Origin of the sequence: Mesorhizobium sp. PAMC28654, assembly GCF_020616515.1 — a bacterium.
Lineage (GTDB): Bacteria > Pseudomonadota > Alphaproteobacteria > Rhizobiales > Rhizobiaceae > Mesorhizobium.
Map to the genome: position 1 here is coordinate 3,674,731 of NZ_CP085135.1, position 25,528 is coordinate 3,700,258.

Consider the following 25,528-nt stretch of genomic DNA (forward strand, 5'->3'; position numbering starts at 1 on the left):
TCGACCTACGCCAGCCTGGCCAGCAGCTTCATGAAGGTGGCGATCTCCTTGGGCGAGAGCGGTTCTAGCGTTTCCCGAGTGATCTCACGCGCGAGCGGGATCAGGCGCTCGATTGCGTCGCGGCCTTCCGCCGTCAGATTGACCAGCAGCCGCCTCTTGTCGACTTCATGCTTTGAGAGCTCGACCAGGCCGCGCGCCTTCAGCCTGTCGATCACGCCCTTCACCGTCGCAGCGTCCATGGCGATCAGCGTGCCCAGCTGGTTCTGCGAGGTCTCGCCGACATCGCGCAGCTTGGCGAGTGCCGCGAATTGCGGTGGCGTCAGGTCGGCGATATGCGCGGCGAAGATCGAGACATGGCGCTGGTGCGCCTTGCGCAGGATGAAACCGACCTGCTCCTGCAGGTGGTAATCGTGATCGTCGGCCTCTTCGGCCTCGACCAGCTTGAGCAGGTTGTCCTCGGCGCTCACCGCAGCCCGTCCCAGGCCTTGATACCGTCGGCCGCGAGGCCGCCCATGCGGTCATGCACGCGGGGGCCGCAGGTCATGGCGAGGCAGAACAGGATCTCCTCGGGGCGCGGACCATCGCTGATGCCGACTTCCATGGCGTCGAAATGGCTGCGCACATAGGCAGCGTTGATGTGACCGAGCGGCACATCAAGCCGAGAGCCGAAGGCGCCGACCTTCTTGGCCGACGGCACGATCGCCTTGGCGTCGCCGAGCCGCTCGCGCATGGCGTAGCCGCCCGGTACATGCCAAAGCGCACCGTGCTCCAGCTCGCCGGCGGTGCCGACGATGGCGCCCTTGCCATAGCCGTCGATCTGTTTCACGTCACCGCCGAGCGCCGCAATCAACCGGTCGGCGAGCAGCAGGCCGAGCGGCTTGAGGTCGTCCATGGCGCTCTGCAAGTCCTCGACATAGCGTCCAGCGAACGGATTCTTGACCAGCGCCATGGCGGCGGCGCGGCGGCGCGGCACTTTTGCGACCGGTCCGCCCTCGTGAAATATCTCTTCGGTCAGAACCGCGATCTTGCGGATCGGAAACTCAGGCATGGGCAACTTCCTTCCCTGGACTTTTGTTGGGCGCGGCAAGCGCCATTGAACCACTGATGCGGGCCTCACCGCCAAGAAACAGCGCCGATGCGGCAATCAGGCCGCGCCGGCGAAAATCTTCGGCGACAGCAAGGCCATTGTCCAGCGCCCGCGCCACTTCGCCAAGTGCAAGCGTGCCGACGCCTTGTGTCACAAGCCGCGCGCCGAGATCTGTGTCGGGCGACAGTTCGTGTGCGGGAGTGCGCTTGATATCGGGATTGCCGGGCAGGTCGACGGCGTTGGCAATGAGCGTCGCCGCCGCATCGGCCTCGGCGCCAGTCCGCGCCAGCACGGTGACGGCGTCGGCAATGCCGAGTGAGAAGGAGCGGCCGCGCCAGCCACTGGTGGCGACACCACGAGCGCTATCTTCCGAGCGGATCGTGATCCGGTCCGCGATGTCGGGGCCGGTGCCGGCGACCGCCAAGCCCATTGACTGGCCCCTGCCGATATGGAGAGCGCAATCGCCGCCATTGTTGACATAGGCGCGATCGAGCTTGCGACCGGCAAGCAGTGCCGCGAGCATTTCGTCGGCTACCGATCCAGCGACGGCGGCCATCGGCGTGATGAAGCATTCCGCTAGGGGTATGATGGCTGCTTCCATGCGGCGCGCCGTTGGACCGGCGAAAGTGCGCGGCGCCAGGAAAAATGCCGGGAGCCGCAATTCGGGAAGCTCCTCGACCAGTTCGATCAGGATCGTCTGGAAGCGCTCGACGGCCTGGCCGTAGGCCAAGCGGCATTCCTGCGCCTCGCCAAAGGCCTCGACGATCAGGTCGATCGGTCCGTGGTTGAGATGCAGCCGCTTGCCGTCCTGCAACCAATGTACTTGCGGGCCTTCCATCACTCGGCCCCGTTCGAAGTGGAACGGCGCAATTGCGCCAGCGGCGGCCACGGATTGCCGGCCGGAGAACTCGTGCCGCGACGCGGATTGAGATACTCGCCGCCCTTGGCCACGATGTCCTCGACGCTGCGGATTTCGGCTTCATAGCCGCCGAGCCTGACATAGTCGTCGCGGCGCAAGGTGAACTCGATCGGCGCCACCAGCGCCGGGGTCGGCACATAGCCGAAGGCGCCCTCCGGCACCCTGGTAACATCAACCATCAGCGTGATGCCGCCACCCGGCCAGACATAGACCGGCGCCCCGCCGACAGTCACATAGGTGGTCAGCCCCTGCACCGAACGGGTGAGATTGACCGGGTTCTCGGTGACGCCGGCGCGCAGCGAACCGCCGGCGCCGCCGATGAACAGCACGGTGCACAGCGCCGGCTCGCAATTGTCCTCGATCAGTCCGACAGACTTCTGCAGCCGCTCGGGAAACGGCTTCTGTACAGGTTTCAGATCGTCATCGAGCTCGTAATAGGCGAACTGCTCGCCAGTGGTCGAAACCATCAGCAGCGACAGGCCCGGGCGCGCGCCCTTCCTGGCGTTCCATTCACCGAGGATCGACAGCGGGTCGGATATGCTGGTGCCGCCCCAGCCGAGGCCGGGCTCCGACACCTTGAAATAGCGGCCCGGCGTTGAGCGGCGGCCGATGATTTTTATGCCGGTATCCTGCCAGCCCAGCACCTTGCCGGCCTGATGCTCGGAAACGACGCCGGTGATGTGGTCGTCGACCACCACCACTTCGTCGACCAGGCCGCGCCATTGCGTGGCGAACATGCCGATCGTCGCCGAGCCGCAGCCGACGCGCATGCGGTGTTCCTGCTTGCCGTCGATGACAGGTGGTTTGCCGGCTTCGACGATGATGGTGGCGCCGCCGTCGATGGCAAGTTCCACCGGCTTGCGGTTGCACAGGTTGAGCAGGGCGTCGCAGGTGGCGCGACCCTCCGCCTTGGAGCCACCGGTCAAATGATGCACGCCGCCCAGCGACAGCATCTGCGATCCATATTCGCCGGTGGTGACATGGCCGATCGCCTCGCCTTGCGATCGCACGACAGCCGTTTCGGGTCCGATATGGCGGTCGGTGTCGATCTTCACCTTGACGCCGCAGTAGGAGAAGATGCCTTCGGTGACCACGGTGACGAGATCGACACCCTCGACCTCCTGGCTGACGATGAAGGGGGCCGGCTTGTAGTCGGGATAGGTGGTGCCCGCGCCTATTGCCGTGACGAAGCGGCGGCCGGTGTTGACCAGGTCGCCATCCCATGCCTCGCCCTCGGCGACGAAAGGCACCACGGCAGCGCCTGTCTCGGCAGCGTGATCGAGGATGGTCAGCGGGTCCATCCGCACGATGCGGCCGCCGACATTGCCGTAGCGGTCGCAGGCGCCGGTGCGGCCATCGGCGATGTAGCACATGACCGGGCAGGCATCGCAGCGGATCTTCTCGGCCACCAGCTTCTCGCCGGGATCATGGGTTTCGAAGCGTTCGGCAAGCTCGCTCATGTGCGGGCATCCTTCTCGCGGATGGCGGCGCGGATACGGGTCGGCGTCGCCGGAACCTTGGTGATCAGAACCCCTGTGGCGTGGCGGATGGCATTGAGGATCGCCGGCGCGGTCGGAATCAGCACATGCTCGCCCAGGCCCTTGGCGCCGAACGGTCCTTCGGGATCGGGAACCTCGATCAGGATGATCTCGATCGGCGGCACATCGCCGATCGTCGGGATGAGATAGTCGTGCAAATTTTCGGTGCGGCCTGGGATGTATTCCTCCATCAGCGCCATGCCGATGCCTTGCGCGATGCCGCCTTCGATCTGGCCCTCGACCAGCAGCGGGTTGATCGCCTTGCCGACATCGTGCGCCGCGGTGATCTTGATCAGCTTCACCGTGCCCAGCTTGAGATCAACCTCCAGTTCGGCGATCTGCGCGCCATAGCCGTAAACGGCGTAGGGCTTGCCCTGACCCTTGGCATCGAGCGGCAGCGTCGGCGGATCGTAGGTTTCTTGAGCACGGAAGACGAAGCCCTCGGCATCCACGTCAAGGCCGGCGAGATCGATGCGGCGGGCTGCCTCGCCCTCGCGGATGACGATCGCGGAGCCGTCCAGCTGGAGTGATGCCTTTTCAGAAACATTGGCAAAGCGCAGGATCTTTTCACGCAAGGCACGGCCGGCCTTCTCGGCGGCCTTGCCAGTGACGAAGGTCTGGCGCGACGCGGAGGTCTTGCCGGCGTCCGGAGTTATCCCTGTGTCGGCGCTCTTCAGCCGGAATCTTTCCAGCGGCAGGCCAAGCGCATCGGCGCAGATCTGGGAGATGACGGTGTTCGAGCCCTGGCCGATATCGACGGCGCCCTGGTGCAGGACGATGTCGCCCGAAGCCGAGATGCCGACCCGGATGGTCGACGGATTGGGCAGCGAGGTGTTGCCGCAGCCATACCAGCAGGAAGCGACGCCAACGCCCCGCTTTTTGTTTACGTTGGCGCTGTTGAACGCATCCGTGTCTGCAAGCGCGCGGGACCAGTGCGGCCGTAGCGACTCCAGACATTCGGCGATGCCTACGCCAGACTCCAATCTCTGACCGGTCACCGTTTCAGAACCATCGCGAAGGCAGTTCTTCAAGCGAAAATCGAGGCGGTCCATGCCAAGCTTAACCGCCAACTCGTCATACAGCGTCTCTTGCATGATGGTTGCCTGCGGCACGCCGAAGCCACGAAACGCGCCGGAGATCGGGCCGTGCGTGTGAATGGCGCGGCCCTCGGCGCGGTAGTTCGGCGTCGCGTAGGCCGGAGGCATGAACCGGAACGCGGTTGGCGACGGTCGGACCCCAGCTTGCATAGGCGCCAGTGTTGAAATCGCCTTCGAAGACCATGCCCATCACGTGACCGTCGGCATCGGCGCCGATGGTCGCCTTCATGTCAGCGGGATGGCGCTTGGTGGTCGACATCATCGATTCATTGCGGGTGTAGGCGAGCGCAGCCGGCCGTCCCGTCTTCAGCGCCACAAGGCCGATCAGCGGCTGCAGCGAAACGTCGAGCTTCGAGCCGAAGCCGCCTCCGGTCGCGGTCGGCACGATACGCACCTTGTCGACGGCAAGGCCAAGCACCTTTGCCGTCTCGTCGCGATCCATGTAGGGCGCCTGCGTGCAGGCGACGACGACCAGCGTGTCGCCATCCAGATAAGCATAGCCGGCTTCCGGTTCGATATAGGCATGCTCGACATAGGATGTGTCGATGGCGCCAGACACGGTGAACGCCGCGTCAGCAAGGGCAGCTTCAGGATCGCCGCGCTCGACGAAGCCGGAGGTCAGCAGGTTCGTCGGGCGGTCATCATGGATCAGCGCAGCACCATCGGCCTGCGCTTCGCAAGGCTGGAGAAAATGCGGCAATTCCGTCCAGCGGATAGGGAAATCCGACAGGTCGAGATCGAGAATCGCCTCGCGCTCGCCGGCTACCAGCGCCACCGCCTCGCCACGAAGCCGCGAAAACCCTTCGGCCAGCGCCGGCTGGTCGGCGAACGGACTGATGACGCCAAAGCAATTCTTTCCGGGAATATCGGCAGCTGTGAAGACACCGGCGATGCCGGGATGGGCTTTTGCCCAGCCTTCCAGGTCGCCGAAGACAAAACTGGCGTGGTAGTGCGGCGAGCGGACAACCAGCACGGAAAGCGCATCGGCGGGGAAGGAATCGCCGCCAAACTTTTCGTCGCCAGTGACTTTTGGAATGCCGTCGAGCCGGACTGGGGATGAGCCTACGGCGTGGCCTGAAGTTGGCATTCTGTGGTCAAGGTTGCGATCCAACTGGTGATGTTGGCGCTGCCCCTCACCCTTACCCTCTCCCCGTGGAGCTAGACTCTTCTCCCCGTCACTATACGGGGACAAGGTGCCGGCAGGCGGATGAGGGGCAGCGCCGTCATTCGACGATTTATCTGAGAACCGCGCCGCATCCATCACCGCCGCGATGATCTTCCGGTAGCCGGTGCAGCGGCACAGAATGCCGCCCAGCACGTCCTGCACCTCGGTCTCGGTCGGACTGGGCGTCTTGTCCAGCAATGCGGTCGCCGCGACCAGCAGCGCCGGCGTGCAGATGCCGCATTGCGCCGCGCCATGGGCCAGGAAAGAAGCCTGCAGCGCCGACAGCCGGCCGTTGGCGAGACCTTCCACCGTCGTCACAGATGCCCCGGCGGCGGAGGCCGCCGGCATCAGGCAGGCGCAGACGGGATCGCCGTCAACCAGCACCGTGCAGGCGCCGCAGTCGCCGGCGTCGCAGCCGACCTTGGTGCCGGTCAGCCGCAATTCATCGCGCAACACCAAGGACAGCCGGCGCAGCGGTGGCACATTGACCGAGACGGCTGATCCATTGACCTCGAAGGCGATGTCAGCACGCTCAAGGCCGAGGCCCGGCTGAAGTCCTATCCGGTCAGGCAGAGCTTCACTCACTTCAGGCCGAACCTGGCTCATGCCGCCACCATCCCAGGGTCGCTCATCTGTCCGGAGGCTTGCAGCACGGCGCGGGCAACAATCTCGCGCACGGCATCGAGCCTATACTCCGCGCTGCCACGCACGTCGGCTATCGGTGACAACTCAGCTATCGGCGCCGACAGGACCGCATCGGCGAGTCCGCCGTCCGCTGCCAGCCCGCGCAACGCGGACTCGACACCGACAAGCCGCTTGGCCACCGCGGAACAGGAACCGACGGCGACGGCCGCTTCAATAACAGTTCCGTGCTCCACAACTAGGCGGGCCGCGACCATCGCGATCGAAATGACGAGATAGCGCCGCGCGCCAAGCTTGACGAAAGCAGACATACCGGTGGTCGCAGGCTTCGGCACGCGGATGGCGGCGACCATCTCGCCGCGCTGCAGGGCTGTGCGGCGGTTTCCGAGAATGAAATCCTGCAGCGGCAGATGACGTGTCGTCATCACCGACCGCAGTTCGACCTCAGCGTCGAGGACGAGCAGGCCAGGCACGCCGTCGGCGGCTGGCGATGCATTGCAGAGATTGCCGGCGATGGAAGCGACATTCTGGATTTGCACTGAACCAACTTCCCGTGCCGCCTGTTTCAGCGCATCGAAAGCCGGCGGCAAGGGATGGCGGATGATGTCGGTCCAGGTCGTGCGAGCGCCGATGACAAAATGGTCATCCGTCTCGACGATGCCGCGCAATTCAGCGAGACCGTTGATGTCGAGGACATCATCGCGAAACGGCTTTGTGCCCTGAGCGGGATAGAAATCGGTGCCACCAGCAAGAATGCGCCACGCGCCATCGCCAAGCAAAGCGAGCGCTTCGTCGACCATGGTGGGTTTCGCGTAACGGATCACGCTTTGCCTTCCAGAAAAGAGGCCTTCGCAAAACTTGCCGAGCAATCTTTCCGGTATTCGAGCCGGCCAGATTCATTCGTATGCAAATGATATCAAGCCGGCACGAATTGTCAAAGCCAGAGTTTTGCGCCGTGCTGCTGCCGGCGCCGCCGGCAAGCATTTGTTGGCCATCGGAGGTTGACGCAGCCGGCCATCTGGTCAAGTTTCTGCGTCCGGTCGCATCGGCGGCATCTTTCACTTGGAGCCTGACCCCAACAGAGAAGAAGGAGGCCCCATGGCCGACGAAGCGCTTGTTGTCATCGACCTGCAAAACGACTTCTGCCCGGGCGGCGCCCTGGCGGTCGCCGGTGGCGATGAGATCGTGCCGCTCGTCAACGATATGATCCGCCGTACCGAGCATGTCGTGTTGACCCAGGACTGGCACCCCGCCGGCCATTCGAGCTTTGCCTCCAGCCATCCCGGTTCGCAGCCTTTCACGACGATCGACATGCCCTATGGCCAGCAGACGCTGTGGCCGGATCATTGCATCCAGGGCAGCCTGGGCTCGGATTTCCATTCCGGTCTCGCCTGGACAAAGGCCGAGCTCGTCATCCGCAAGGGATTTCGACCGGCCATCGACAGCTATTCGGCCTTCTTCGAGAACGACAGGGCAACGCCGACCGGCCTTGCCGGCTATCTGCGCGAGCGCGGCATCGACACGCTGACCCTGGTCGGGCTGGCGACCGACTTTTGCGTTGCCTTTTCAGCGCTGGATGCCGTCAGCCAAGGGTTCAAGACCACCGTGCGGCTCGATGCCTGTCGCGCTATCGATCTCAATGGTTCGCTCGAGACGATGCTGCAGCGAATGCGCGATGCCGGCGTGACGCTTGAAGACCATTTGTCGGACTGAACCGACCGTGGGGCATTCGAGGGGGGGTTCGCTGGTACCGGCAGGCGTGATGGCGGTCGCTGCGATCGCTGTCGCAACGCTGGTTCCGGAACAGGCTTTCGCGGCGGAAGAACACGGCCTTCCCGGTGCCTCGATGTCGCTTTGGTGGGCACTGCCTTTCGCCGGCCTGCTGCTGTCGATCGCCACTGGCCCGCTGCTGTTCCATCATGTCTGGGAGCACCACTACGGCAAGATATCGGCACTGTGGGCAGCGCTGGTGATCGTGCCGCTGGCATGGGCCTTTGGCATTCCCTCTGCAAGCGAGGCAGTGCTGCATGCGCTACTCACCGAATACATGTCGTTCATCATTCTGCTGTTCGCACTGTTCACCATTTCGGGCGGCATTCTGGTGGCCGGCAACATCCACGGCACGCCGCTGATCAATGCCGGACTGCTGCTGGTTGGCGCGCTCTTGGCCTCGGTGATCGGCACGACGGGCGCTTCGATGATCCTGATCCGGCCGATCATCCGCGCCAACGATAACCGGCCGTTCAATGCCCATGTCGTCGTCTTCTTCATCTTCCTCGTCTCCAACATCGGCGGGTCGCTGACCCCGCTGGGTGACCCGCCGCTGTTCGTCGGGTTCCTGCGTGGCGTCGACTTCTTCTGGACGACAGCCAACCTCTACCGGGAGACGCTGTTCGTCGGCGGCGTCGTGCTGGCGGTATTCCTGATCATCGACATCATCCTGCACCGGCGCGAGGCGGGAGCGCCGAAGATCAAGGACCCGACGCCGGATTCGAAGATACGCCTCCGTGGCCTGCCCAACATCCCGCTGCTTGCTGGCGTGATCGCCGCCATCCTGCTGTCGGCGACCTGGAAACCCGGTGTGAGCTTTTCCATCCAGGGCGTTACCGTCGAACTGCAGAACCTGGTGCGCGATGCCATCATTCTGGCGCTCGCCTTCATCTCGCTGGCCATCTCGCGCAAGGAGTATCGCGAGGCGAACGGTTTCAACTGGGGGCCGATCGTCGAGGTGGCGAAACTGTTTGCCGGCATCTTCATCTGCATCGTGCCGGTCGTCGCCATTCTGAGGGCCGGCCATGAGGGGGCGCTGGCGCCGCTGGTCGCCCTCGTCACCTCCGCGCAGGGAACACCCAACGACCTCGCCTATTTCTGGCTGACCGGGGCGCTGTCGTCCTTCCTCGACAATGCGCCGACCTATCTGGTGTTCTTCGAACTGGCCGGCGGCGATGCGCGGCACCTGATGACGGAGCTTGCTTCGACATTGGCGGCGATCTCGGCGGGCGCCGTGTTCATGGGCGCCAACACCTATATCGGCAATGCGCCCAACTTCATGGTGTATGCCATCGCCCGGCAGCGCGGCGTCAACATGCCGAGCTTCTTCGCCTACATGCTGTGGTCCGGACTGGTGCTGATCCCGACATTCGTCGTCGCGGGCTTTTTGTTCTTCCGCTGATCAACCCACGCCGACATAGCGGCGAACCGCCGAAGGGTCGGCGCGCAGCTCCTCGACATCGACCGTCTCGCGGTTGCGGCCGTTCTCGATGAACGCGACGCGGTCGGCGACCGACAGCACGGCATCGACCCGCTGCTCGACCAAAATGGTCGAGACACCCATGTCGCGCAGCTTCGACACCGTCTCGCGTATCTTGGCGATCATCGACGGCATCAGCCCTTCGGTCGGCTCGTCGAGCAGCAGCACCTGCGGTTCGAGGCAGAGCGCACGCGCCATGGCCAGCATCTGCTGTTCGCCGCCGGACAAGGTGCCTGAGCGTTGCCTCAACTGCTGGCGCAGCAATGGAAAAAGGTCGAGGACGTTTTCCCGCACGGCCTTGCCCTTGCCGCGCGCCATCAGGCCGATCTCGATGTTTTCGGCCACCGTCATCTCGGCGAACAGCCGCCTGCCTTGCGGCACGTAGGCGACGCCGGCCTTCGGCACCTCATGCGCCGGCAGGCCGGTCAATTCCTGGTCAGAGAGCCTGATCGAGCCGGCGCTTGCCGGAACCAGTCCCATGATCGCTTTCAGCGTGGTCGTCTTGCCGGCGCCGTTGCGGCCGAACAGGCAGAGCACTTCGCCCTTGTTGAGCACAAGATCGAGGCCGTAGAGAACCTGGACCGCGCCATAAAAGCAATCGAGCCCGGAGATGGTCAACGCCTTTGATGGTACCTCGGTCATGGGGCTGTCCCCAGATAGGCGTCCTGAACCGCCGCGTTTTCGCGGATCGCCTCGGGCGTGCCTTCGGCCAGGATCCTGCCGGCGTTGAAGACGGTGATGCGGTCGGCAAGTTGCATGACAACGGGCATGTTGTGCTCGATCAGGAGCACGGTGGCACTCACCGCGATCTCGCGCACCAGGGTGATGAAACCGTCGATCTCGCTGTCGGCCAGGCCCTGCGTCGGCTCGTCGAGGATCAGCAGGCGCGGCTTCAGCGCCAGGCCCATCGCCACTTCCAGCAGTCGCTGGTGACCGTAGGACAACTGCCCGGCCGGCGTATGGGCACGGTCGGCAAGACCGGTGCGTTCCAGCGCCGCCATGACGCCGGCACGCACCGCATCCTTCGAGCGGCCATCACTCAGGGTCCGCTGCACCGGCAGCGCGACATTATCGTAGGCGGTGAGGTTGGCGAACACGCTGGTGATCTGGAATGTGTAGGCGATGCCCTGGCGGACCCGGACATAGGCCGGCAGGCTGGTAATATCCGCGCCATCAAAGACGATCATGCCTGACGACGGCTGGATGCGGCCGCTGACAAGGCTCACGAAGGTGGTCTTGCCAGCGCCGTTCGGGCCGATGACAGCGCGGATCTCGCCGGGCATCAGCGCGAAATCGACGCCGTCGACAGCGCGCAGGCCGCCGAAATTGCGCGACAGGCCCCTGGTGGTCAGCAGCGGCATCATGGCAGCCACCCCAGCCAGCGTTGCCGGACGGTGCCAAGAATACCCTTGGGGAAAAACAGCACCAGAAGGATCAGCGCTATGCCGACGATCAGCAGATAGGCGGAGGTGTAGCCGCTGGTGACGTCGATGACATAGTACATGAACAGCGTGCCGATCAGTGGTCCAAGCGTCGTGGCCGCGCCGCCCAGCAGCACCCAGAGCAGCGGCAGAATCGAATATTGGATCGAAGCGAAGTTCGAACCGACATAGCCGAACAGCAGCGCATAGGCGGCACCGGACGCCGCGCAGATGGTGCCGGACAGAACGACGGCAGCGAGCTTGTTGGAGAAAGTGTCGTATCCCAGCATCTTCGTGCGCTCCTCGTTCTCGCGGATGGCGACCAGCACGCGGCCATATCGCGAACGAACGATTGCGAGGGTGACGAGCAGCACGAGCGAGAACAGCGCCAGCGCACTCATGTAGCGCACCGTCGGATTGGTGAGGTCGAGCGAGGTCGCGCCGAAGGTGAGGACCCGCGCCGGCTGCGGCACGACCATGCCCTGGTCGCCGCCGGTCCACGACGAGAAATAGAGGATGATCAGATAAAAGACCTGCGCGAACATCATGGTGACGATCATGAAGGCGACACCTGATGTGCGCAGCGCCAGCAGGCCAATGACCAGTGAAAGAACAACACCACAGGCAAGGCCGGCGGCGAATGCCGCCGGCACGTTCCAGCCGAGTTGGATGACGGCAAGGCCGGCGCCATAGAGCCCGGCGGCGAAGAACATGGCATGGCCGAGGCTGAGCAGGCCGACATAGCCGAACAGCATGTTGTAGCCCATGGCAAAGACCGCCAGAACCATGATGCGGGCGAGCAGGCCGTGATAGTACTCGGGCAGCAGGAAGCTCAACACGAAGAGCAGCGCAATAACGCCGAGATGTAAGGCGTAGGCCTTTGCCGGCGAAGCTTCGCTCATCGAGCCTGTGTCCCGAACAGGCCTTGCGGCCGGAACACCAGCACCATGGCCACGAGGAGCGTTGCGATGATCTTGGCCAATGTCGGTGAGAAGAACATCGAGATGATGCCGTCGGACATCCCGATCAGCACGGCGGCGACGACGGTGCCGCGCAGCGAACCAAGACCCCCGATAATGACGACGATGAACGACAGGAGCAGCGGGTCCTGCCCCATCAGGTAATGCGCCTGGCTGATCGGCACGATCAGCACGCCAGCAATGGCCGCCAGCATGGCGCCGAGCGCGAAGACGCCGCCATAGACGCGACCCACGGGAATGCCGAAGGCCTGCGCCGTCTCGCTGTCATATTGGGTGGCGCGCATGATGAGGCCGATCTTCGTGCGGGTCAGCACCAGCCATGTCGCGATCAGCAGCAGCGCGGAGGCAGCGATGATCGACAGCTTGTAGCCGGAATAGCCGAACCAGGGCAGCAGGATGCGATAGGTGAAGGGCGGCTGCACGGGGCGCGCCTCCGGACCGTAGAAGGTCAGCGCCAGTTGCTGGATGATGTAGAGCATGCCGATGGTGGCGACGATGGTGGCTTCCGGATTGTAGTTGAGCCGGCGCAGCACCAGCCGTTCGGCGACCAGCGCAATGGCGCCGACGATCAGTGGCGCAATCACCAGCGCTGCCAGGAAGCCTAGCGCGGGGTGGCCACCGATGGCCGTGGTGATCGCCCAGGCGAGCACGGCGCCGAGCATGAAGAACTCGCCATGGGCGACATTGACCACGCGCATGACGCCGAACACCAGCGACAAGCCAAGCGCCGTCAGCGCCAGCACGGCCGATGTGACGAGGCCTTCGAGGGTGGCGAGGAGGAGATGGGGCCCGAAGTGCATGGTTATACGCAGGCAGGCGCCAAGTGCACCCCCCTCTGTCCTGCCGGCCCCGGCCCTCCGCTGTCGCTCCGGGCGTTCGCCGTTCGGAAAGCCAAGCAATTGGCTTTCCGTCCGCTACGCGGACCACATCTCACCCCCCTCAAGGGGGGAGATTGGCGGTTCCTGCAGAGGCGGCTACCCACCAACCTTGGCGAATGCCGAAAGCGGTGAAGACAGCCTATCTCCCCCCTTGAGGGGAAGATGTCCGGCAGGACAGAGGGGGGTGGCTTGGCGCTCACGCTAGCTGGGTGGCTAAGCCTAAAGCGCCTGCGTCGTGTAATCCCCCTCGGCCTCGTAAAGTCCGTCCTCGATCTTGGTCTTGTGGACGACCTTCAGCTTGCCGCCTTCCACCTTGGAGATGTTCTGGATGCCAAAGCACTGGTGGATCTTGCCATTGAAGGTTTTTGCGCCCTGCGGATGCTCCGGACCTTCGGCGAAAGCGGTCAGCGCTTCGGTCGCCTCGACCAGCTTGGCGCGGTCTTCCGGGCCCTTGTAGCCGGCGTCTTCCATCGCCTTCTTGACGACATAGAGTGTCTCCCAGCAGCCGAACATGTGAGCGGCGGTGGAGACATCCTTGGGGTCGCCGACGGCCGCGCCATTGTCGTCGATGCCGACGGCGGCGCGATAGGCTTTCTGGGCGGCGGAATCATCGGGCTGGGTATAGCGCGGCGAGCCCTCCCAGAAATGGCTGCCGTCGAGGAACTCAAGGCCGGGGCTGTTGATGTCGGTGGCTTCGAGCGAATCGATGAAACCGAACAGCTGCGGCCGGTTGGAGCCGTAGAACTCGCCGAGTTCCTTGACGAAGGTGAGCACCGCCGGGCCGACCATGACGTGGTAGATCACCTCGGTCTCGGCGGGGATTTGCGGGAAGTATTTGGTGAAGGACGATTCCGTCGGCGGGATGGCGATCTGGGCGATGACATCAGCGCCCTGCGCCTTCAGCGCCGGCGGCAGGTAGTTGCGATGGTCGTAGCCGAACGCGAAATCCGGGTAGATCATGGTGACCTTCTTGCCGACATTGGCTGATATCCACGGCGCCATCGACTGGATCTGGCTCTTCACGTCGGTGATGCCGGGCTGGAAGACGTAGCGATTGAGTTTGGTCGAGGCGACATGGTGACCTTCGCTAACGACGAAGTAAGGGATCTTGGCCTCGCCGGCGGCTGGCGCGGAGCCGATCACGACATGCGAGAACAGCGTGCCGAAGACAATGTCGGTCTTGTGCTGGGTGGCGAATTTGGCGACCACTTCGGCGCCACGAGCCGGATCGGTTCCGTCATCCTCGATGATCACTTCGACGGGGCGCCCATTGATGCCGCCGGCGGCGTTGATCGCCTTGATGGCGGCCGCCGTGGTCTTTTCATACCAACGGCCATAGGCGGCGCCGATACCGGTGCGGTGCGACTGGAAGCCGATCTTGACCGGCGCCGAGCTCTGCGCCTGGGAATAGCGGACGAAGCCCGGCGCGGTGATCAGGCCAGCGGTGGCGGCCAGTCCCTTCAGCGCCGTGCGGCGGGTGAGGCCGGTTTTCGAGAGATCGAAGAACCCATTCTTGTCAGTCACGGCAGTTCCCCTGTTTTTGAGTTTTGACCAATGGCTGGGACGAAACGGATCGCCCCCCAGATGAGGGTGAGATTGCATGTGTACAAACTAAATCACCAAAGCCGAAGCGTGGCAAGCGAGCTTCCCCAAAGGCAATGGAGGCCAGCGCTCGTCTCACCCGGCAGCCGGCGTGGCAAGCAACCAGAGACCGAACACCGTGTAGCCGATCATCAGCAGGGTGAGCGGAAACTGGCTGATCGCGGCGCCAGCGGGGCCCGGGTGCAACCGCCAGGCGAAGCCGTGGGCGAGGAGCACCGCGAGCATATGACCGAGGATGATGGCGCCGGCCTGAAAATTCCACAGCCACCAGGCGGAGGCTGCGCCCGCGACGATACCGGCCTCGATTTGCATGTCGGCGGTTCCAAACAGGTTCCAGCCCAGCGCGAACGGGTCGGAAAGGGCGGCAATCGCATATTGGCCATCGACAAGCAGCGCCGTCAGATAGTGCGCGAAATGATAGGCGAGCGCGATCGGCACGATCGACCAGACCAGCAGACCGGCGGCCTGATCGAGGGCATCGGGGCTGCTGGCAAGCCGCTGGCCCACGAAAACGGCAAGCATGAACACAGTCGCCAGCAGAACGAACGTCACGACAAGTCCCAGGCTGCCGATGCCCATCACCGCCGTGCGTCCCGGAAACTCGAGCGGGTTGATGCCGAACAGCCCGAGCCAGAAGAACGTCTTCGACAGGCCGTCGAACGATACCGATGACAGCGCAAGCAGCAGGAAAGCGATGCCGCTCACCGGCAGCGGCTCGGCATCGAGCAGTTTCGCGCCCGGCCAGCACAGCCTGATCCGGCCATCCTCGGCGCGTTCGACGACGGCAAAGCGCGCCACCATCGAAAAGAAGACGCTCAGGAATTCACCTCGCCGGCTCCAGTCCTTGTGGCCGAACACCAGCATGCAAAGGAAGCCGACCAGCCAGTAGAGCCCGGCGACGACCGCCAGCCGCCACGGGTCGTCGGGAGCCGGGTCAATGAGTTCAAACCAGGCGAAAGCGAAGAAGAGCACGAAGGCCGGCCAGCAGCCGAGCCATTCAGGGAGCCGCCATACCGGTCCTTTGTCCCCGCCAGACAGGCGAGAGACGATACGGCACGGCCCATACCACGGGTTGAGCCACGACCAGAGGTCGCCAAGAAGGCCCTGCATCAACGCCAGCCCGACCCACAGCAGCGTCCATATGGTCAGCGGCAGCGGATTGGAAAGCGGATCGCGGCTGCCGAAGATACCGGCGGCGACAAGCACTGCAAAGCCGGCAAAGGATATGGTGCTGACGGCCGCCCGGGCGCCGTCGCCGAATGCGAAAAGCCACAGGCGGCGCCGTCCGAAGCGATCGAGGACATCGGGCGACAGCGCCGAGAGCATGAGGAAGCTGACGGCGACGGCAAAAGCGCCGGCGGCCACGTAGTAGCCGGTGGGCAGAAGCAAGACATGGCCACGGTCGGAAGCGTGAGCGAAGGCCGCCGCGGGCCAGGCAAACAGCGCGACCAGAGCGAGGCGGTAAAAAAACTGAACTGACGTACGACTACCTTCTACGGCGCTTCCCTCTGTCCTGCCCAAGCGTCCCCTCGCTTCACACCTTGACCAATTGCTTTACGCGATCCTTTTCCCCGAAGATTCGCAGGTAGCGTTCGATCTCTTTTTCGTCGCCGGTGGCCTTGGCCGGATTGTCGGAAAGCTTGACCGCCGGCCGGCCATTGGCCTCGGTGACCTTGCACACCAGCGATATGGCGTCCAGCCTGTTGGTTTCGGTCGGCGCGCAGCCCTCGAAATCATTGGTGAGATTGGTGCCCCAGCCGAAGGACATTCGCACCTTGCCCTTGAAGTGTCGATAGGTTTCCTCGATGGTTTCCACCTCGAGGCCGTCGGAGAAGATGAGCAGCTTCTGCAGCGGATCCCTGCCCTTCTCGCGCCACCAGGAAATGATCTTCTCGCCGCCCTCGATCGGCGGCGCGCTGTCGGGACGGAAGCCGGTCCAGTCGGCGACCCAGTCCGGCGCATCGCGCAGGAACGAAGCCGTGCCGAAGGCGTCGGGCAACACGATCAGCAGATTGCCGCCATAGTAGCGCTGCCAGTCCTGCAGCACCTTGTAGGGCGACTGCTTCAATTCCTTTTCAGAATTGGCGAGTGCGGCGAACACCATCGGCAATTCATGCGCGTTGGTGCCGAGCGCTTCGAGGTCGTTGTCCATGGCCAGCAGCACATTGGAGGTGCCGGTGAAGGCATCGCCGATGCCTTCCTTAAGTGCCTCGACGCACCAGCGCTGCCACAGGAAGGAGTGGCGGCGGCGCGTGCCGAAATCCGAAATGCGGATGCCGGGCAGCGCCTTGAGCCGCTCGGTCTTGGCCCACATCTTGGCCTTGGCGCGGGCATAGAGCACATCGAGCGCGAAGGGGCCCAAAGCCCGCATCGCGGCGCGTGAGCGCAACTCGTTGATGATGGCAAGCGCCGGGATTTCCCACAGCGTCGTGTACATCCACGGTCCGCCAAAGGTGAGTTCATACTGGCCGTCGCGCCTGGAAAGCTCGTATTCGGGCAGCCTGAAATTTTCGAGCCAGGCAAGGAACTCCGGCTCGAAGATCTGCTTGCGGCCATAGAAATTGTTGCCGCCCAGCCATATCATCTCCTTCTTGCTGAACCGCAGCGTGCGGGCATGATCCAGCTGTTCCCGCAGCTCGCCTTCGTCGATCTCGTCGGCAAGTCGGACCGAAGTGGTGCGATTGATCAACGAGAATGTGGCGTCGACCTTGGGATACATGCCCCAGATCATCTGCAGCATCAGAAGCTTGTAGAAATCGGTGTCGAGCAGGCTGCGGACGATCGGGTCTAGCTTCCAGGTATGATTGTAGACGCGCCGCGCTATATCGGTCCTTGCCATGTCTCAATGCTGCCTTCGCTGCCTGCCATCATAACCGCGACAGGCCTCATAGCATCGAATTGGGCAAAGCGCTTCCCGGTTTGCTGGCTGGCCCGACAAAAAGGAAACGCTGCCGTTGATCGCGAAGGGGCAAAGGCGGCAGCAGGCGACGCCGCAGGCCGCTGTCAGGAGCCGGTCCTGGCGCCGACGACCCTGAGCGCCGGCCGCTTCCGGCGGGCACCGATCCGGCCTGCCACCGGCGCGCCGACGCGGCCGTCATCAAGCGCTTTCTCCGCGAACAGCCAATCGATGAAGACCTGCACGATCGGCGTCGATTTCATCTCATTGCGACAGACGACATAGAAGTCGTCGACAGCCGGCACCGACAGGCTGAAGGGGGCGATCAGCAATCCCCTGGCAAGCAGCGCGCTCGCCGTCACCGTATCGCCAAGCGCCACACCGTGGCCATGAACGGCGGCTTCCGTCGCCATGCGCGCGTCGCCGAGATAATGGCGGCGGCCGCGTTCGAGGTCGAGCCCGTCGGCGGCGGCCAGCCAGGTGTGCCATTCGCGGCCATCGTCGCCATGCAGGAATACGTGGTCGGCAAGATCGCGCACGGCGCGTATCGGGCGGTTGTTGATCAGCGTCGGGCTGACCACGGGAAACAGCTCGAGACCCGACCATTTGCGCATCCAGCAGTCGGTCCAGCCGCCGTCGCCATAATGCAGGCAGAGGTCGATATGCGCGGCACGGATATCCCTGCCATCGTTGGACGGAATGAGTGTCAGCCGGACATCCGGATATTGGGACGTGAAGCTGCCCAGTCGCGGGATCATCCACAGCGACAGCAGCGCCGGCACGCAGGACACCGACAGGGCACCGGTGCTGGCCGGCCTTGTCATGCGCTGGGTGGCGGCGGCGATGCCGTCGAAGGCCGCGGATACCGCCGGCAGCAATTCAGCGCCGTGCGATGTGAGTTTCAGCCGCTGGCCGGCGCGCTCGAACAGCTTGACGCCGAGCGATTGTTCGAGCGCCTTGATCTGGTGGCTGATGGCGCCATGGGTCACGCTCAGCTCACTTGCCGCCTTGGTCAGCGAAGCATGGCGCGCCGTCGCCTCGAAGGCGCGCAACGGATTGAGGGGAGGCAGACGCTTGGCCATTGGCTTTCAGAAGTTTGTGAGTTTTTCTCACACCAAACAGCCTAACAATATCAATTGATTTTTCAATGCGCCTACCCGACACTTTGCCCGGGAATAGTATGAAATCGGCAGCCAGCCAGCGGAAAAACGACTAGGCCGAACAACGGCCGACATCCCAAGCGTCGCCACGGGCTGCTGCATCAAGCCATGCAGGAGGACAGACATGGGTTATGATCGCGGCAAGCTCGAAGCGTTGCGTCGCAAATATGGCGAAAGCCATGGCGGCGAAATGTTCGACCCGAAGTTCCAGCGCGTGGCGGACAAGATCTTTTCCAAGAGCGGCACACGTCTGGCGCCCTATTCGGGCATCCCGACCTTCCTCGCCGCGCCCTACCGGGAAATTGCGGCCGACAATCCGGATTTCGGTGACCTGCAGGTGGCGATCATCGGCGTGCCGATGGATCTCGGCGTCACCAACCGGCCTGGCTCGCGCTTCGGGCCCAGGGCCCTGCGCGCCATCGAGCGCATCGGCCCCTACAACCATGTTCTGGAATGCGCGCCGACGCATGAGCTGAGGGTCGCCGACATCGGCGACGTGCCGTTCCGCAGCCGCTACAGGCTGGAGACAAGCCATGAGGACATAGAGCGGCGCGCCAACCAGATAGTCGACGCCGGCGTCATCCCACTGTCCGTCGGCGGCGACCATTCGATCAGCCATCCGATCCTCAAGGCCGTCGGCAAGAAGGCGCCGGTCGGGCTGATCCACATCGACGCCCACTGCGACACCAGCGGCCTGTTCGACATGACCAAGTTCCACCACGGCGGACCCTTCCGCAACGCGGTTCTGGACGGCGTGCTCGATCCGTCGCGCACGATCCAGATCGGCATCCGTGGTTCGGCCGAGTATCTGTGGGAGTTCACCTACGAATCCGGCATGACCGTGGTTCACGCCGAAGAGGTGACGGGGCTCGGAATTCCCGCCATCATCGAGAAGGCACGCAAGATCGTTGGCGACGGCCCGACATATGTGTCCTTCGACATCGACAGCGTCGATCCGGCCTTCGCGCCGGGCACCGGCACGCCGGAAGTCGGCGGGTTGACGACGCGCGAAGTTCTCGAACTTCTGCGCGGTCTCAAGGGTCTCAACATCGTCGGCGGTGATGTTGTCGAGGTGGCGCCGCAATATGACTCGACCACCAACACCGCCCATGCCGCCGCCCAGGTGCTGTTCGAAATACTGAGCCTGATGGTTTTCAGCCCGGCGATCACCGGCAAGGGAGCCTGACGTCCAAAACAGAAAAGGCGGCCGCCGCACTGGAGCCGGCGGCCGACCCAAGCTAACAAAGCTTCCAGACAGGGGAATAAAATGACAATCCGCACGACACTCAAATCATCCATCGCCGCCGTCCTGATGGGAGCCGCCGGTCTCGGCCTCGCCATCCAGGCCGCCAACGCCGACGCACTGGCTGACATCACCAAGGCCGGCACCATCAATGTCGGCGTCTTCGCCGATTTCCCGCCCTTCTCCTCGGCCAGCGCCGACATGAGCCTCAAGGGCTACGACATGGACGTCGCGCAATACATCGCCGACACGCTCAAGGTGAAGCTCAACCCGGTTGCCGTCACCGGCCAGAACCGTATTCCCTACCTGAACGACCATCGCGTCGACATCCTGATGAGCGTCGGCTACTCGAAGGAGCGTGAGCAGGTCATCGACTTCGCCGCCGCTTACGCGCCCTACTACATCGCTGTGATCGGGCCCGCTGCAATGACGGTCAAAGGCAAGGAAGACCTTGCCGACAAGTCGATCGCCGTCAATCGCGGCACGCTGGAGGACACCTCGCTCACCGAGGCAGCACCCGCATCGGCCGACATCAAGCGCTTCGACAATTACAATGCGGTGATCCAGGCCTTCATCTCCGGCCAGACCCAGTTGATGGTCGTCGGCAACGATGTCGGCGCGCAGGTTCTGGCAAAGCAGGACGCGCTGAAGCCCGAGCAGAAGTTCCAGCTTCTGACGTCGCCTTCGCATATCGGTCTCAACAAGAATGAGGACAGCCTCAAGAAGGCGGTCAACGACGCCATCGCCAAGATGCTGGCGGACGGCAAGCTGGACGAGAGCTCGAAAGCCTGGCTGAAGACGCCGCTCAATCCCGACAACCTCAAGGATTGAGTTCCCGTGGCCTTTGCCTGGCTTCCGGGTGCCCTGGGCGACATCGCGCGCGGCGCGGCCACGACGGTGCTGTTGATCGCCGTGACCACGCTCGCGGGAACGTTTCTCAGCATCCTTGGTGCTGCGGGACGGCGAAACGGCCCCGTGCTGCTCAAGCGGGCGATCGCTGTCTATGTCGAGGTCGTCCGCAACACGCCGTTCCTGGTGCAGCTGTTCTTCATCTTCTTCGGGCTGCCCAGCCTCGGCATACGGCTCGACCCGGTGCTGGCGGCCATGCTGGCCATGACGCTCAACATGGCGGCCTACACAATCGAGATCGTCGGCGCCGGGCTTGACGCGGTGCCTGGCGGGCAGACGGAAGCGGCCCTTGCGCTTGGGCTGCGGCCACGCCAGGTGTTCGTCAAGATCGTGCTGCCACAGGCGCTCAAGGTGATCTTTCCTGCGCTCACCAGCCAGATCGTGATCATGATGCTGGAGTCCGCCGTCGTGTCGCAGATCGCGGTGCGCGAACTGACCTATGAGGCGGACATGCTGCAGGCACGCACGTTCCGCTCCTTCGAGACCTACTTTGTCGTGACGGTGGTCTATCTCGTCCTGTCGATGGCATTGCGCCGGCTGCTGGTCACAGGCGGACGCCGCGTACTCGGGGCTGGTGTGTCATGATCGAGTTCACCTTCTGGGATATCGTACGCAATCTTCTGCTCGCCGCCCGCTGGACGGTGCTTCTGTCACTGGCTGCCTTCATCGGCGGCGCGGTGGTCGGCATGGTCGTGCTGTTCTTCAGGATCGCCAAGAATAAATGGAGCCGGCGCATCGCCTCCGGCTACATCGCGCTCTTCCAGGGAACGCCGCTGCTCATGCAGCTTTTCCTGATGTTCTTCGGCCTGCCGATGCTGGGCTTGCGCATCGAGCCGTGGACCGCAGCGGTGCTCGGCCTCACCTTCTTCGCCAGCGCCTATCTGGCCGAGATCTGGCGCTCAGGCGTCGACGCGCTGCCGCTCGGCCAATGGGATGCCGGCGCCAGCCTCGGCCTGCACTATCTGCAGGAGCTCAGGCTGATCATCCTGCCGCAGGCGTTCTCGATCACAAGGGCGCCGACCGTCGGCTTCCTGGTGCAGCTCATCAAGTCGACGGCGCTGACATCGATCATCGGCTTCGAGGAACTGGTGCGGACCTCCAACGCCATCAACAACGCCACCTTCGAGCCGTTCAAGGTCTACGGGCTGGTGGCGCTGATCTTCTTCGTCATGTGCTTTCCGCTGACGCAATACGCCCGCAAGCTCGAAAAGCGCGCGGCAGTCCGCTAGTTGTGAGCTTTCGGGAGGTTGTCCATTCGGACCGGACCGAGGAGACTGGAGTTACCAAGCTTCAGCATCCAACGGAGGGTCCGAATGAACATCCACAAGAATGCCCGTCTCACGCCGCTGCGTCGAGAGGAGATGGCGCTGTCGGTGATAGAAGGCGCTCTTTCCCAAGCCCATGCGGCGCGCGTCTACGGCGTGTCGGCCAAGATCGTGGCGCGTTGGGTCGAGCGTTATAAGGTCGAAGGGCGGGCCGGCATGGTCGACCGTTCGTCGCGGCCCTCTCATATGCCACAGGCCACCGCTGCGTCGATCGCCGAGCGCATCGTGGCCTTGCGGCGGCAACGTTGGACCGGCAAGCATATTGCCATGGAAACCGGCGTCTCGCCCGCCACCGTCAGCCGGGCTCTCAAGCGTGCCGGACTGTCGCGGTTGAGCGATATCGAGCCAGCCGAACCGGTCCGACGCTACGAGCGCGAGCATCCAGGCGAGATGATCCACATCGACATCAAGAAGCTCGGTCGTTTCGAGCGCGTTGGTCACCGCATCACCGGCAACCGAAAAGGACAATCCAACAGCCGCGGCATCGGCTGGGAGTTCGTCCATGTCTGCATCGATGACGCCTCGCGGGTGGCCTTCTCACAGATATTGCCTGACGAGAAGAAGGAGAGCGCCATCGCCTTCCTCAAGGCGGCTGTCGCCTTCTATGCCAGCCTCGGCATCACCGTCGAGCGCGTCATGACCGATAATGGCTCTTGCTACAGGTCGAAGGCCTTCGCCAGAGCCTGCCGCAAGCTCGGGCTCAAGCACGTGCGCACAAAGCCATAAACGCCAAAAACCAACGGCAAGGCCGAACGCTTCATTCAGACCGCCCTGCGGGAGTGGGCTTATGCCGTCGCCTATCCGACCTCAGATAGCCGTGCAGCCGAGCTTCCAGTCTGGCTTCACAGATACAATTGGCATCGTCCGCACGGCAGCCTAAAGACACTAACACCAATCAGCCGCCTCGGCTGGACCGAGGACAACCTGTTGAGGCTCCACAGCTAGTCGACCTCCTCTCTGGCGCGGATCATTCGGCACGCAACTGTGATTAGTGGTCGGCGGGAGTGCGCCTCACTGTAAGCGTCACGGCTTTTCGCGGAAGAGGGTGGTTCGGCGATGCAGGCGAAACATCTTGTCGCTCTCGCAGGCCTGTTCGCCCTTTGGATGGCGAAGCCGGTCATGGCCGCTGACCAGGCACCTGATCGCGTCAGCATTCCGGCCGACGGCAAGGACGAGCCGGCGACGCTGGATGCAATGATGTTCAAGCCGCAAGGGCAAGGGCCGTTCTCGGCAATCGTGGCCATGCATGGCTGCAGCGGCCTGTGGAGCAGCAAGAACGGGACGGAACTCAGTCCGCGCCATGCCGATTGGGGCCAACGCCTGTCCACTCTCGGTTATGTCGTGATCTTTCCTGACAGCTACGGTTCGCGCGACCTTGGACCGCAGTGCAAGAACGGCGACCGGGAGGTCGAGCCGTATCGTGAGCGGGTGGAGGATGCCAACGCCGCTCGCCGCTATCTGCAGACCCTGCCCTATGTGAATTCAGCCGCCATTGCCTTGCTTGGCTGGTCGAACGGTGGCTCGACCGTCCTGTACACGGTCCGGCCGAGGGACACGCCGAAGCCGGATTCCCCGGACTTTCGCGCGGCAGTCGCTTTCTATCCGGGTTGCAGCGCCCTGACCGACAAGAGCGATTGGGCGACACGTGTGCCGCTTCTCATTGTGATGGGCGACGCCGACGACTGGACTCCGGCCAAGCCGTGCAAAACGCTGGCCGCCGCCAACCCCGATGGCGTGAGGCTCATCCTCTATCCCGGCGCCTATCATGATTTCGACAATGAGGCGCAGGCGCTTCACGAACTCCACGGGCTGGCCTTCACGGCCAATGGCCACGGTGTTGCGCATGCCGGCCTGAATCCGGCCGCCCGTGCGGCGGCACTCAAGGACGTGCCCGATTTCCTGGCCGTGCTGAAGCAGTAGGCGGCGACCGTCGGGTTCAGCGACCAAAGGCGAGCGGCGGCGCCAGGCGGTCACGCCGCAGCCAGCGCGCCAGGAGCAGCGCCGCCACCACGGCCAGCCCGAGCGACAGCCCCATCCAGATGCCGACGCCGTGCAGGCCGAAATGGAAGGCCAGCACCACGCCAAGCGGCAGGCCGACGCCCCAATAGCCGATGGCCGCGTAGATCATCGGCACCTTGGTGTCGTGCAGGCCCCTGAGCATGCCGGCGGCAACCGCCTGCGCGCCATCGAAGATCTGGAACAGCGCGGCAAAGACCAGGAACGATACGGCAAGCCCGATCACCCTTGCGTTGGCCGGATCGCCAAGGTCGATGAAGGCACCAATCAGCAGATGCGGCCACAGGATCATCACCAGCCCCATCAGCGCCATGAACGAGACGCCAATGACGTACGAGGTCCAACCGGCGCGCGAAACACCAGCCGGATTGCCGGCGCCATGGGCAAGCCCGACGCGCACCGTCACCGCCTGGTTGAGGCCGAGCGGCACCATGAAGGTGACCGAGGCGATCTGGATGGCGATGGCGTGCGCGGCAAGCGAGTCGGCGTCGATCAGCCCCATGAGCAGGGCGGCCGCGTTGAAGATCGTCACCTCGAAGGCGAGAAGGCCGGCGATCGGCAGGCCGAGCCGCAGCAATCCCTTGAAGCGCGGCCAGTCGGAGCGCCAGAAGCGGCCGAAGAGATGATACCGGCGGAATTTCGGTTCCAGCATCACCACGGCGACCATGCCGACGAACATCAGCGCGCTGGACAACGAGGTGGCGAGACCGGACCCGGCGATGCCCATGGCGGTGACGCCGAGATTGCCGAACATGAACACCCAGTTGAAGAAGACGTTGCAGGCGACGGCGACGAAGACGATGACCAGCGCCCAGCCCGGCCGCTCCAGCGCCGAGATGAAGGAGCGCAGGATGATGTAGCCGTAGAAGGGCAGCACCGCCCATTGGAGCCAGCGCAGATAGATGCCGGCCTGATGCGCCAGTGCCGGCTCCTGGCCCATGGCCAGCAGAATTGCCTCGCCGTGCCAAAGCACGAGCCAGATCGGAATGCAGATGAGGATCGCCAGCCACAGGCCCTGGCGCACGGTGCGGCGCAGGTCGCGTACCGAGTGCCTCCTGCGGCCAAGCTCGGTGGCGATCATAGGCGAGGTCGCCAGCATCAGGCCGAGCCCGAAGATCAGCGGCATGAAATAGAGGTTGGCGCCGAGCGCGCCGCTGGCCAGCGTATCGGCCCCGAGACGCCCCATCATCATGACGTCGGTCGCGGTCATCGCTGTCTGGCCGAGGTTGGTCAGCACCATCGGCCAGGCGAGCGCCAGCGTCGCCTTGATTTCCTGACGCCAAAGGTTTTCCGGCGCGCGCGCGCCGGTTTCGATCGCAGACATTTTCCGCTCTTTCCGAGTGCGGCGCGTCGGCATCGAGCCGGAAGCCGCATTTCAAACGGCAAAACCTTCGGTTTCG

Annotated in this window: 21 protein-coding genes and 2 pseudogenes; 8 read left to right on the forward strand and 15 right to left on the reverse strand. The window is 63.8% G+C overall.

The annotated features are described in order from the left end of the window. Positions 1–5 precede the first annotated feature (5 nt). From LGH82_RS17980 to LGH82_RS18005, 6 genes and pseudogenes are all read right to left on the reverse strand, one after another. The gene (locus LGH82_RS17980; protein ID WP_227344021.1) at positions 6–467 is read right to left on the reverse strand and encodes a MarR family winged helix-turn-helix transcriptional regulator; all 462 of its coding nucleotides are present in this window, start codon (positions 465–467) and stop codon (positions 6–8) included. After that, positions 464–1,048: an amino acid synthesis family protein gene (locus LGH82_RS17985; RefSeq protein WP_227344022.1), complete on the reverse strand. Its 585-nt coding sequence runs from the start codon at positions 1,046–1,048 to the stop codon at positions 464–466. Before LGH82_RS17985 ends, LGH82_RS17980 begins: the two co-directional genes overlap by 4 nt. Next, on the reverse strand, positions 1,041–1,925 hold the full coding sequence (locus tag LGH82_RS17990; protein WP_227344023.1) for a UPF0280 family protein: 885 nt from the start codon (positions 1,923–1,925) through the stop codon (positions 1,041–1,043). Before LGH82_RS17990 ends, LGH82_RS17985 begins: the two co-directional genes overlap by 8 nt. Continuing rightward, positions 1,925–3,466, reverse strand: coding sequence for a 6-hydroxynicotinate reductase (locus tag LGH82_RS17995; protein ID WP_227344024.1), 1,542 nt, complete (start codon positions 3,464–3,466; stop codon positions 1,925–1,927). The genes LGH82_RS17990 and LGH82_RS17995 overlap by 1 nt, the downstream gene beginning before the upstream one ends. Continuing rightward, positions 3,463–6,412, reverse strand: a pseudogene (locus tag LGH82_RS33690) (molybdopterin-dependent oxidoreductase). Before LGH82_RS33690 ends, LGH82_RS17995 begins: the two are co-directional and overlap by 4 nt. Beyond that, positions 6,409–7,272 (reverse strand): FAD binding domain-containing protein, encoded by an 864-nt coding sequence (locus tag LGH82_RS18005; RefSeq protein ID WP_227344025.1) that lies wholly within the window; start codon positions 7,270–7,272, stop codon positions 6,409–6,411. Before LGH82_RS18005 ends, LGH82_RS33690 begins: the two are co-directional and overlap by 4 nt. A 274-nt stretch (positions 7,273–7,546) precedes the next feature. Here LGH82_RS18005 and pncA point away from each other — a divergent pair, with 274 nt between their 5' ends. Next, a complete protein-coding gene (gene pncA, locus LGH82_RS18010) occupies positions 7,547–8,161 on the forward strand; it encodes a bifunctional nicotinamidase/pyrazinamidase (protein WP_227344026.1) in 615 nt (204 codons plus the stop codon). A 49-nt stretch (positions 8,162–8,210) separates the two neighbouring features. Then, positions 8,211–9,620: a sodium:proton antiporter gene (locus LGH82_RS18015; protein WP_227344027.1), complete on the forward strand. Its 1,410-nt coding sequence runs from the start codon at positions 8,211–8,213 to the stop codon at positions 9,618–9,620. On the opposite strand, the gene LGH82_RS18020 is transcribed toward LGH82_RS18015, so the two are convergent. The 8 genes from LGH82_RS18020 to gcvA form a co-directional block, all read right to left on the reverse strand. Continuing rightward, complete coding sequence (locus LGH82_RS18020) at positions 9,621–10,340, reverse strand: ABC transporter ATP-binding protein (protein WP_227344028.1); 720 nt, start codon at positions 10,338–10,340, stop codon at positions 9,621–9,623. Beyond that, complete coding sequence (locus LGH82_RS18025) at positions 10,337–11,062, reverse strand: ABC transporter ATP-binding protein (protein ID WP_227344029.1); 726 nt, start codon at positions 11,060–11,062, stop codon at positions 10,337–10,339. The genes LGH82_RS18020 and LGH82_RS18025 overlap by 4 nt, the downstream gene beginning before the upstream one ends. Further along, positions 11,059–12,021, reverse strand: coding sequence for a branched-chain amino acid ABC transporter permease (locus LGH82_RS18030; RefSeq protein WP_227344030.1), 963 nt, complete (start codon positions 12,019–12,021; stop codon positions 11,059–11,061). Before LGH82_RS18030 ends, LGH82_RS18025 begins: the two co-directional genes overlap by 4 nt. After that, positions 12,018–12,899, reverse strand: coding sequence for a branched-chain amino acid ABC transporter permease (locus tag LGH82_RS18035; protein ID WP_227344031.1), 882 nt, complete (start codon positions 12,897–12,899; stop codon positions 12,018–12,020). Before LGH82_RS18035 ends, LGH82_RS18030 begins: the two co-directional genes overlap by 4 nt. A 297-nt stretch (positions 12,900–13,196) precedes the next feature. After that, positions 13,197–14,501 (reverse strand): ABC transporter substrate-binding protein, encoded by a 1,305-nt coding sequence (locus tag LGH82_RS18040; protein WP_227344032.1) that lies wholly within the window; start codon positions 14,499–14,501, stop codon positions 13,197–13,199. A 153-nt stretch (positions 14,502–14,654) separates the two neighbouring features. Then, positions 14,655–16,100 carry a hypothetical protein gene (locus LGH82_RS18045; RefSeq protein ID WP_413771368.1) on the reverse strand — a complete coding sequence of 482 codons (1,446 nt, stop codon included), beginning with the start codon at positions 16,098–16,100 and terminating at the stop codon, positions 14,655–14,657. A 13-nt stretch (positions 16,101–16,113) separates the two neighbouring features. Beyond that, entirely contained in the window at positions 16,114–17,418 is a 1,305-nt protein-coding gene (pncB, locus tag LGH82_RS18050; protein ID WP_227344033.1) for a nicotinate phosphoribosyltransferase, read from the reverse strand. Positions 17,419–17,582: 164 nt separating this feature from the next. Further along, positions 17,583–18,557 (reverse strand): transcriptional regulator GcvA, encoded by a 975-nt coding sequence (gene gcvA / locus LGH82_RS18055; RefSeq protein WP_227344034.1) that lies wholly within the window; start codon positions 18,555–18,557, stop codon positions 17,583–17,585. Positions 18,558–18,759: 202 nt separating this feature from the next. Here gcvA and speB point away from each other — a divergent pair, with 202 nt between their 5' ends. The 6 genes and pseudogenes from speB to LGH82_RS18085 all read left to right on the forward strand — a co-directional run bounded on the left by speB (position 18,760) and on the right by LGH82_RS18085 (position 24,032). Beyond that, positions 18,760–19,821, forward strand: a complete 1,062-nt coding sequence (gene speB / locus LGH82_RS18060; RefSeq protein ID WP_227344035.1) for an agmatinase — start codon at positions 18,760–18,762, stop codon at positions 19,819–19,821. An 81-nt stretch (positions 19,822–19,902) separates the two neighbouring features. After that, complete coding sequence (locus tag LGH82_RS18065) at positions 19,903–20,709, forward strand: transporter substrate-binding domain-containing protein (RefSeq protein WP_227344036.1); 807 nt, start codon at positions 19,903–19,905, stop codon at positions 20,707–20,709. Positions 20,710–20,715: 6 nt separating this feature from the next. Next, positions 20,716–21,372 carry an amino acid ABC transporter permease gene (locus LGH82_RS18070; RefSeq protein ID WP_227344037.1) on the forward strand — a complete coding sequence of 219 codons (657 nt, stop codon included), beginning with the start codon at positions 20,716–20,718 and terminating at the stop codon, positions 21,370–21,372. After that, positions 21,369–22,016: an amino acid ABC transporter permease gene (locus tag LGH82_RS18075; RefSeq protein WP_227344038.1), complete on the forward strand. Its 648-nt coding sequence runs from the start codon at positions 21,369–21,371 to the stop codon at positions 22,014–22,016. The genes LGH82_RS18070 and LGH82_RS18075 overlap by 4 nt, the downstream gene beginning before the upstream one ends. 84 nt (positions 22,017–22,100) lie before the next feature. Beyond that, positions 22,101–23,057: pseudogene (locus tag LGH82_RS18080) on the forward strand (IS481 family transposase). 111 nt (positions 23,058–23,168) lie between these two features. Continuing rightward, entirely contained in the window at positions 23,169–24,032 is an 864-nt protein-coding gene (locus tag LGH82_RS18085) for a dienelactone hydrolase family protein (RefSeq protein ID WP_227344039.1), read from the forward strand. A 16-nt stretch (positions 24,033–24,048) separates the two neighbouring features. Here the strand turns inward: LGH82_RS18085 and LGH82_RS18090 are convergent, their stop codons facing one another. Then, a complete protein-coding gene (locus tag LGH82_RS18090) occupies positions 24,049–25,452 on the reverse strand; it encodes an MATE family efflux transporter (protein ID WP_227344040.1) in 1,404 nt (467 codons plus the stop codon). Positions 25,453–25,528 lie beyond the last annotated feature (76 nt).

Bases quoted from the DNA above. Each gene is read 5' to 3' on its own strand.
- LGH82_RS17995 (WP_227344024.1), bottom strand. From the start codon at position 3,466: ATGAGCGAGCTTGCCGAACGCTTCGAAACCCATGATCCCGGCGAGAAG.
- pncB (WP_227344033.1), bottom strand. From the start codon at position 17,418: ATGGCAAGGACCGATATAGCGCGGCGCGTCTACAATCATACCTGGAAG.
- LGH82_RS18015 (WP_227344027.1), top strand. From the start codon at position 8,211: ATGGCGGTCGCTGCGATCGCTGTCGCAACGCTGGTTCCGGAACAGGCT.
- speB (WP_227344035.1), top strand. From the start codon at position 18,760: ATGGGTTATGATCGCGGCAAGCTCGAAGCGTTGCGTCGCAAATATGGC.
- LGH82_RS18035 (WP_227344031.1), bottom strand. From the start codon at position 12,899: ATGCACTTCGGGCCCCATCTCCTCCTCGCCACCCTCGAAGGCCTCGTC.
- LGH82_RS18065 (WP_227344036.1), top strand. From the start codon at position 19,903: ATGACAATCCGCACGACACTCAAATCATCCATCGCCGCCGTCCTGATG.
- LGH82_RS18030 (WP_227344030.1), bottom strand. From the start codon at position 12,021: ATGAGCGAAGCTTCGCCGGCAAAGGCCTACGCCTTACATCTCGGCGTT.
- LGH82_RS18025 (WP_227344029.1), bottom strand. From the start codon at position 11,062: ATGATGCCGCTGCTGACCACCAGGGGCCTGTCGCGCAATTTCGGCGGC.
- LGH82_RS18085 (WP_227344039.1), top strand. From the start codon at position 23,169: ATGCAGGCGAAACATCTTGTCGCTCTCGCAGGCCTGTTCGCCCTTTGG.
- LGH82_RS18090 (WP_227344040.1), bottom strand. From the start codon at position 25,452: ATGTCTGCGATCGAAACCGGCGCGCGCGCGCCGGAAAACCTTTGGCGT.
- gcvA (WP_227344034.1), bottom strand. From the start codon at position 18,557: ATGGCCAAGCGTCTGCCTCCCCTCAATCCGTTGCGCGCCTTCGAGGCG.
- LGH82_RS18020 (WP_227344028.1), bottom strand. From the start codon at position 10,340: ATGACCGAGGTACCATCAAAGGCGTTGACCATCTCCGGGCTCGATTGC.
- LGH82_RS17990 (WP_227344023.1), bottom strand. From the start codon at position 1,925: ATGGAAGGCCCGCAAGTACATTGGTTGCAGGACGGCAAGCGGCTGCAT.
- LGH82_RS17985 (WP_227344022.1), bottom strand. From the start codon at position 1,048: ATGCCTGAGTTTCCGATCCGCAAGATCGCGGTTCTGACCGAAGAGATA.
- LGH82_RS18075 (WP_227344038.1), top strand. From the start codon at position 21,369: ATGATCGAGTTCACCTTCTGGGATATCGTACGCAATCTTCTGCTCGCC.
- pncA (WP_227344026.1), top strand. From the start codon at position 7,547: ATGGCCGACGAAGCGCTTGTTGTCATCGACCTGCAAAACGACTTCTGC.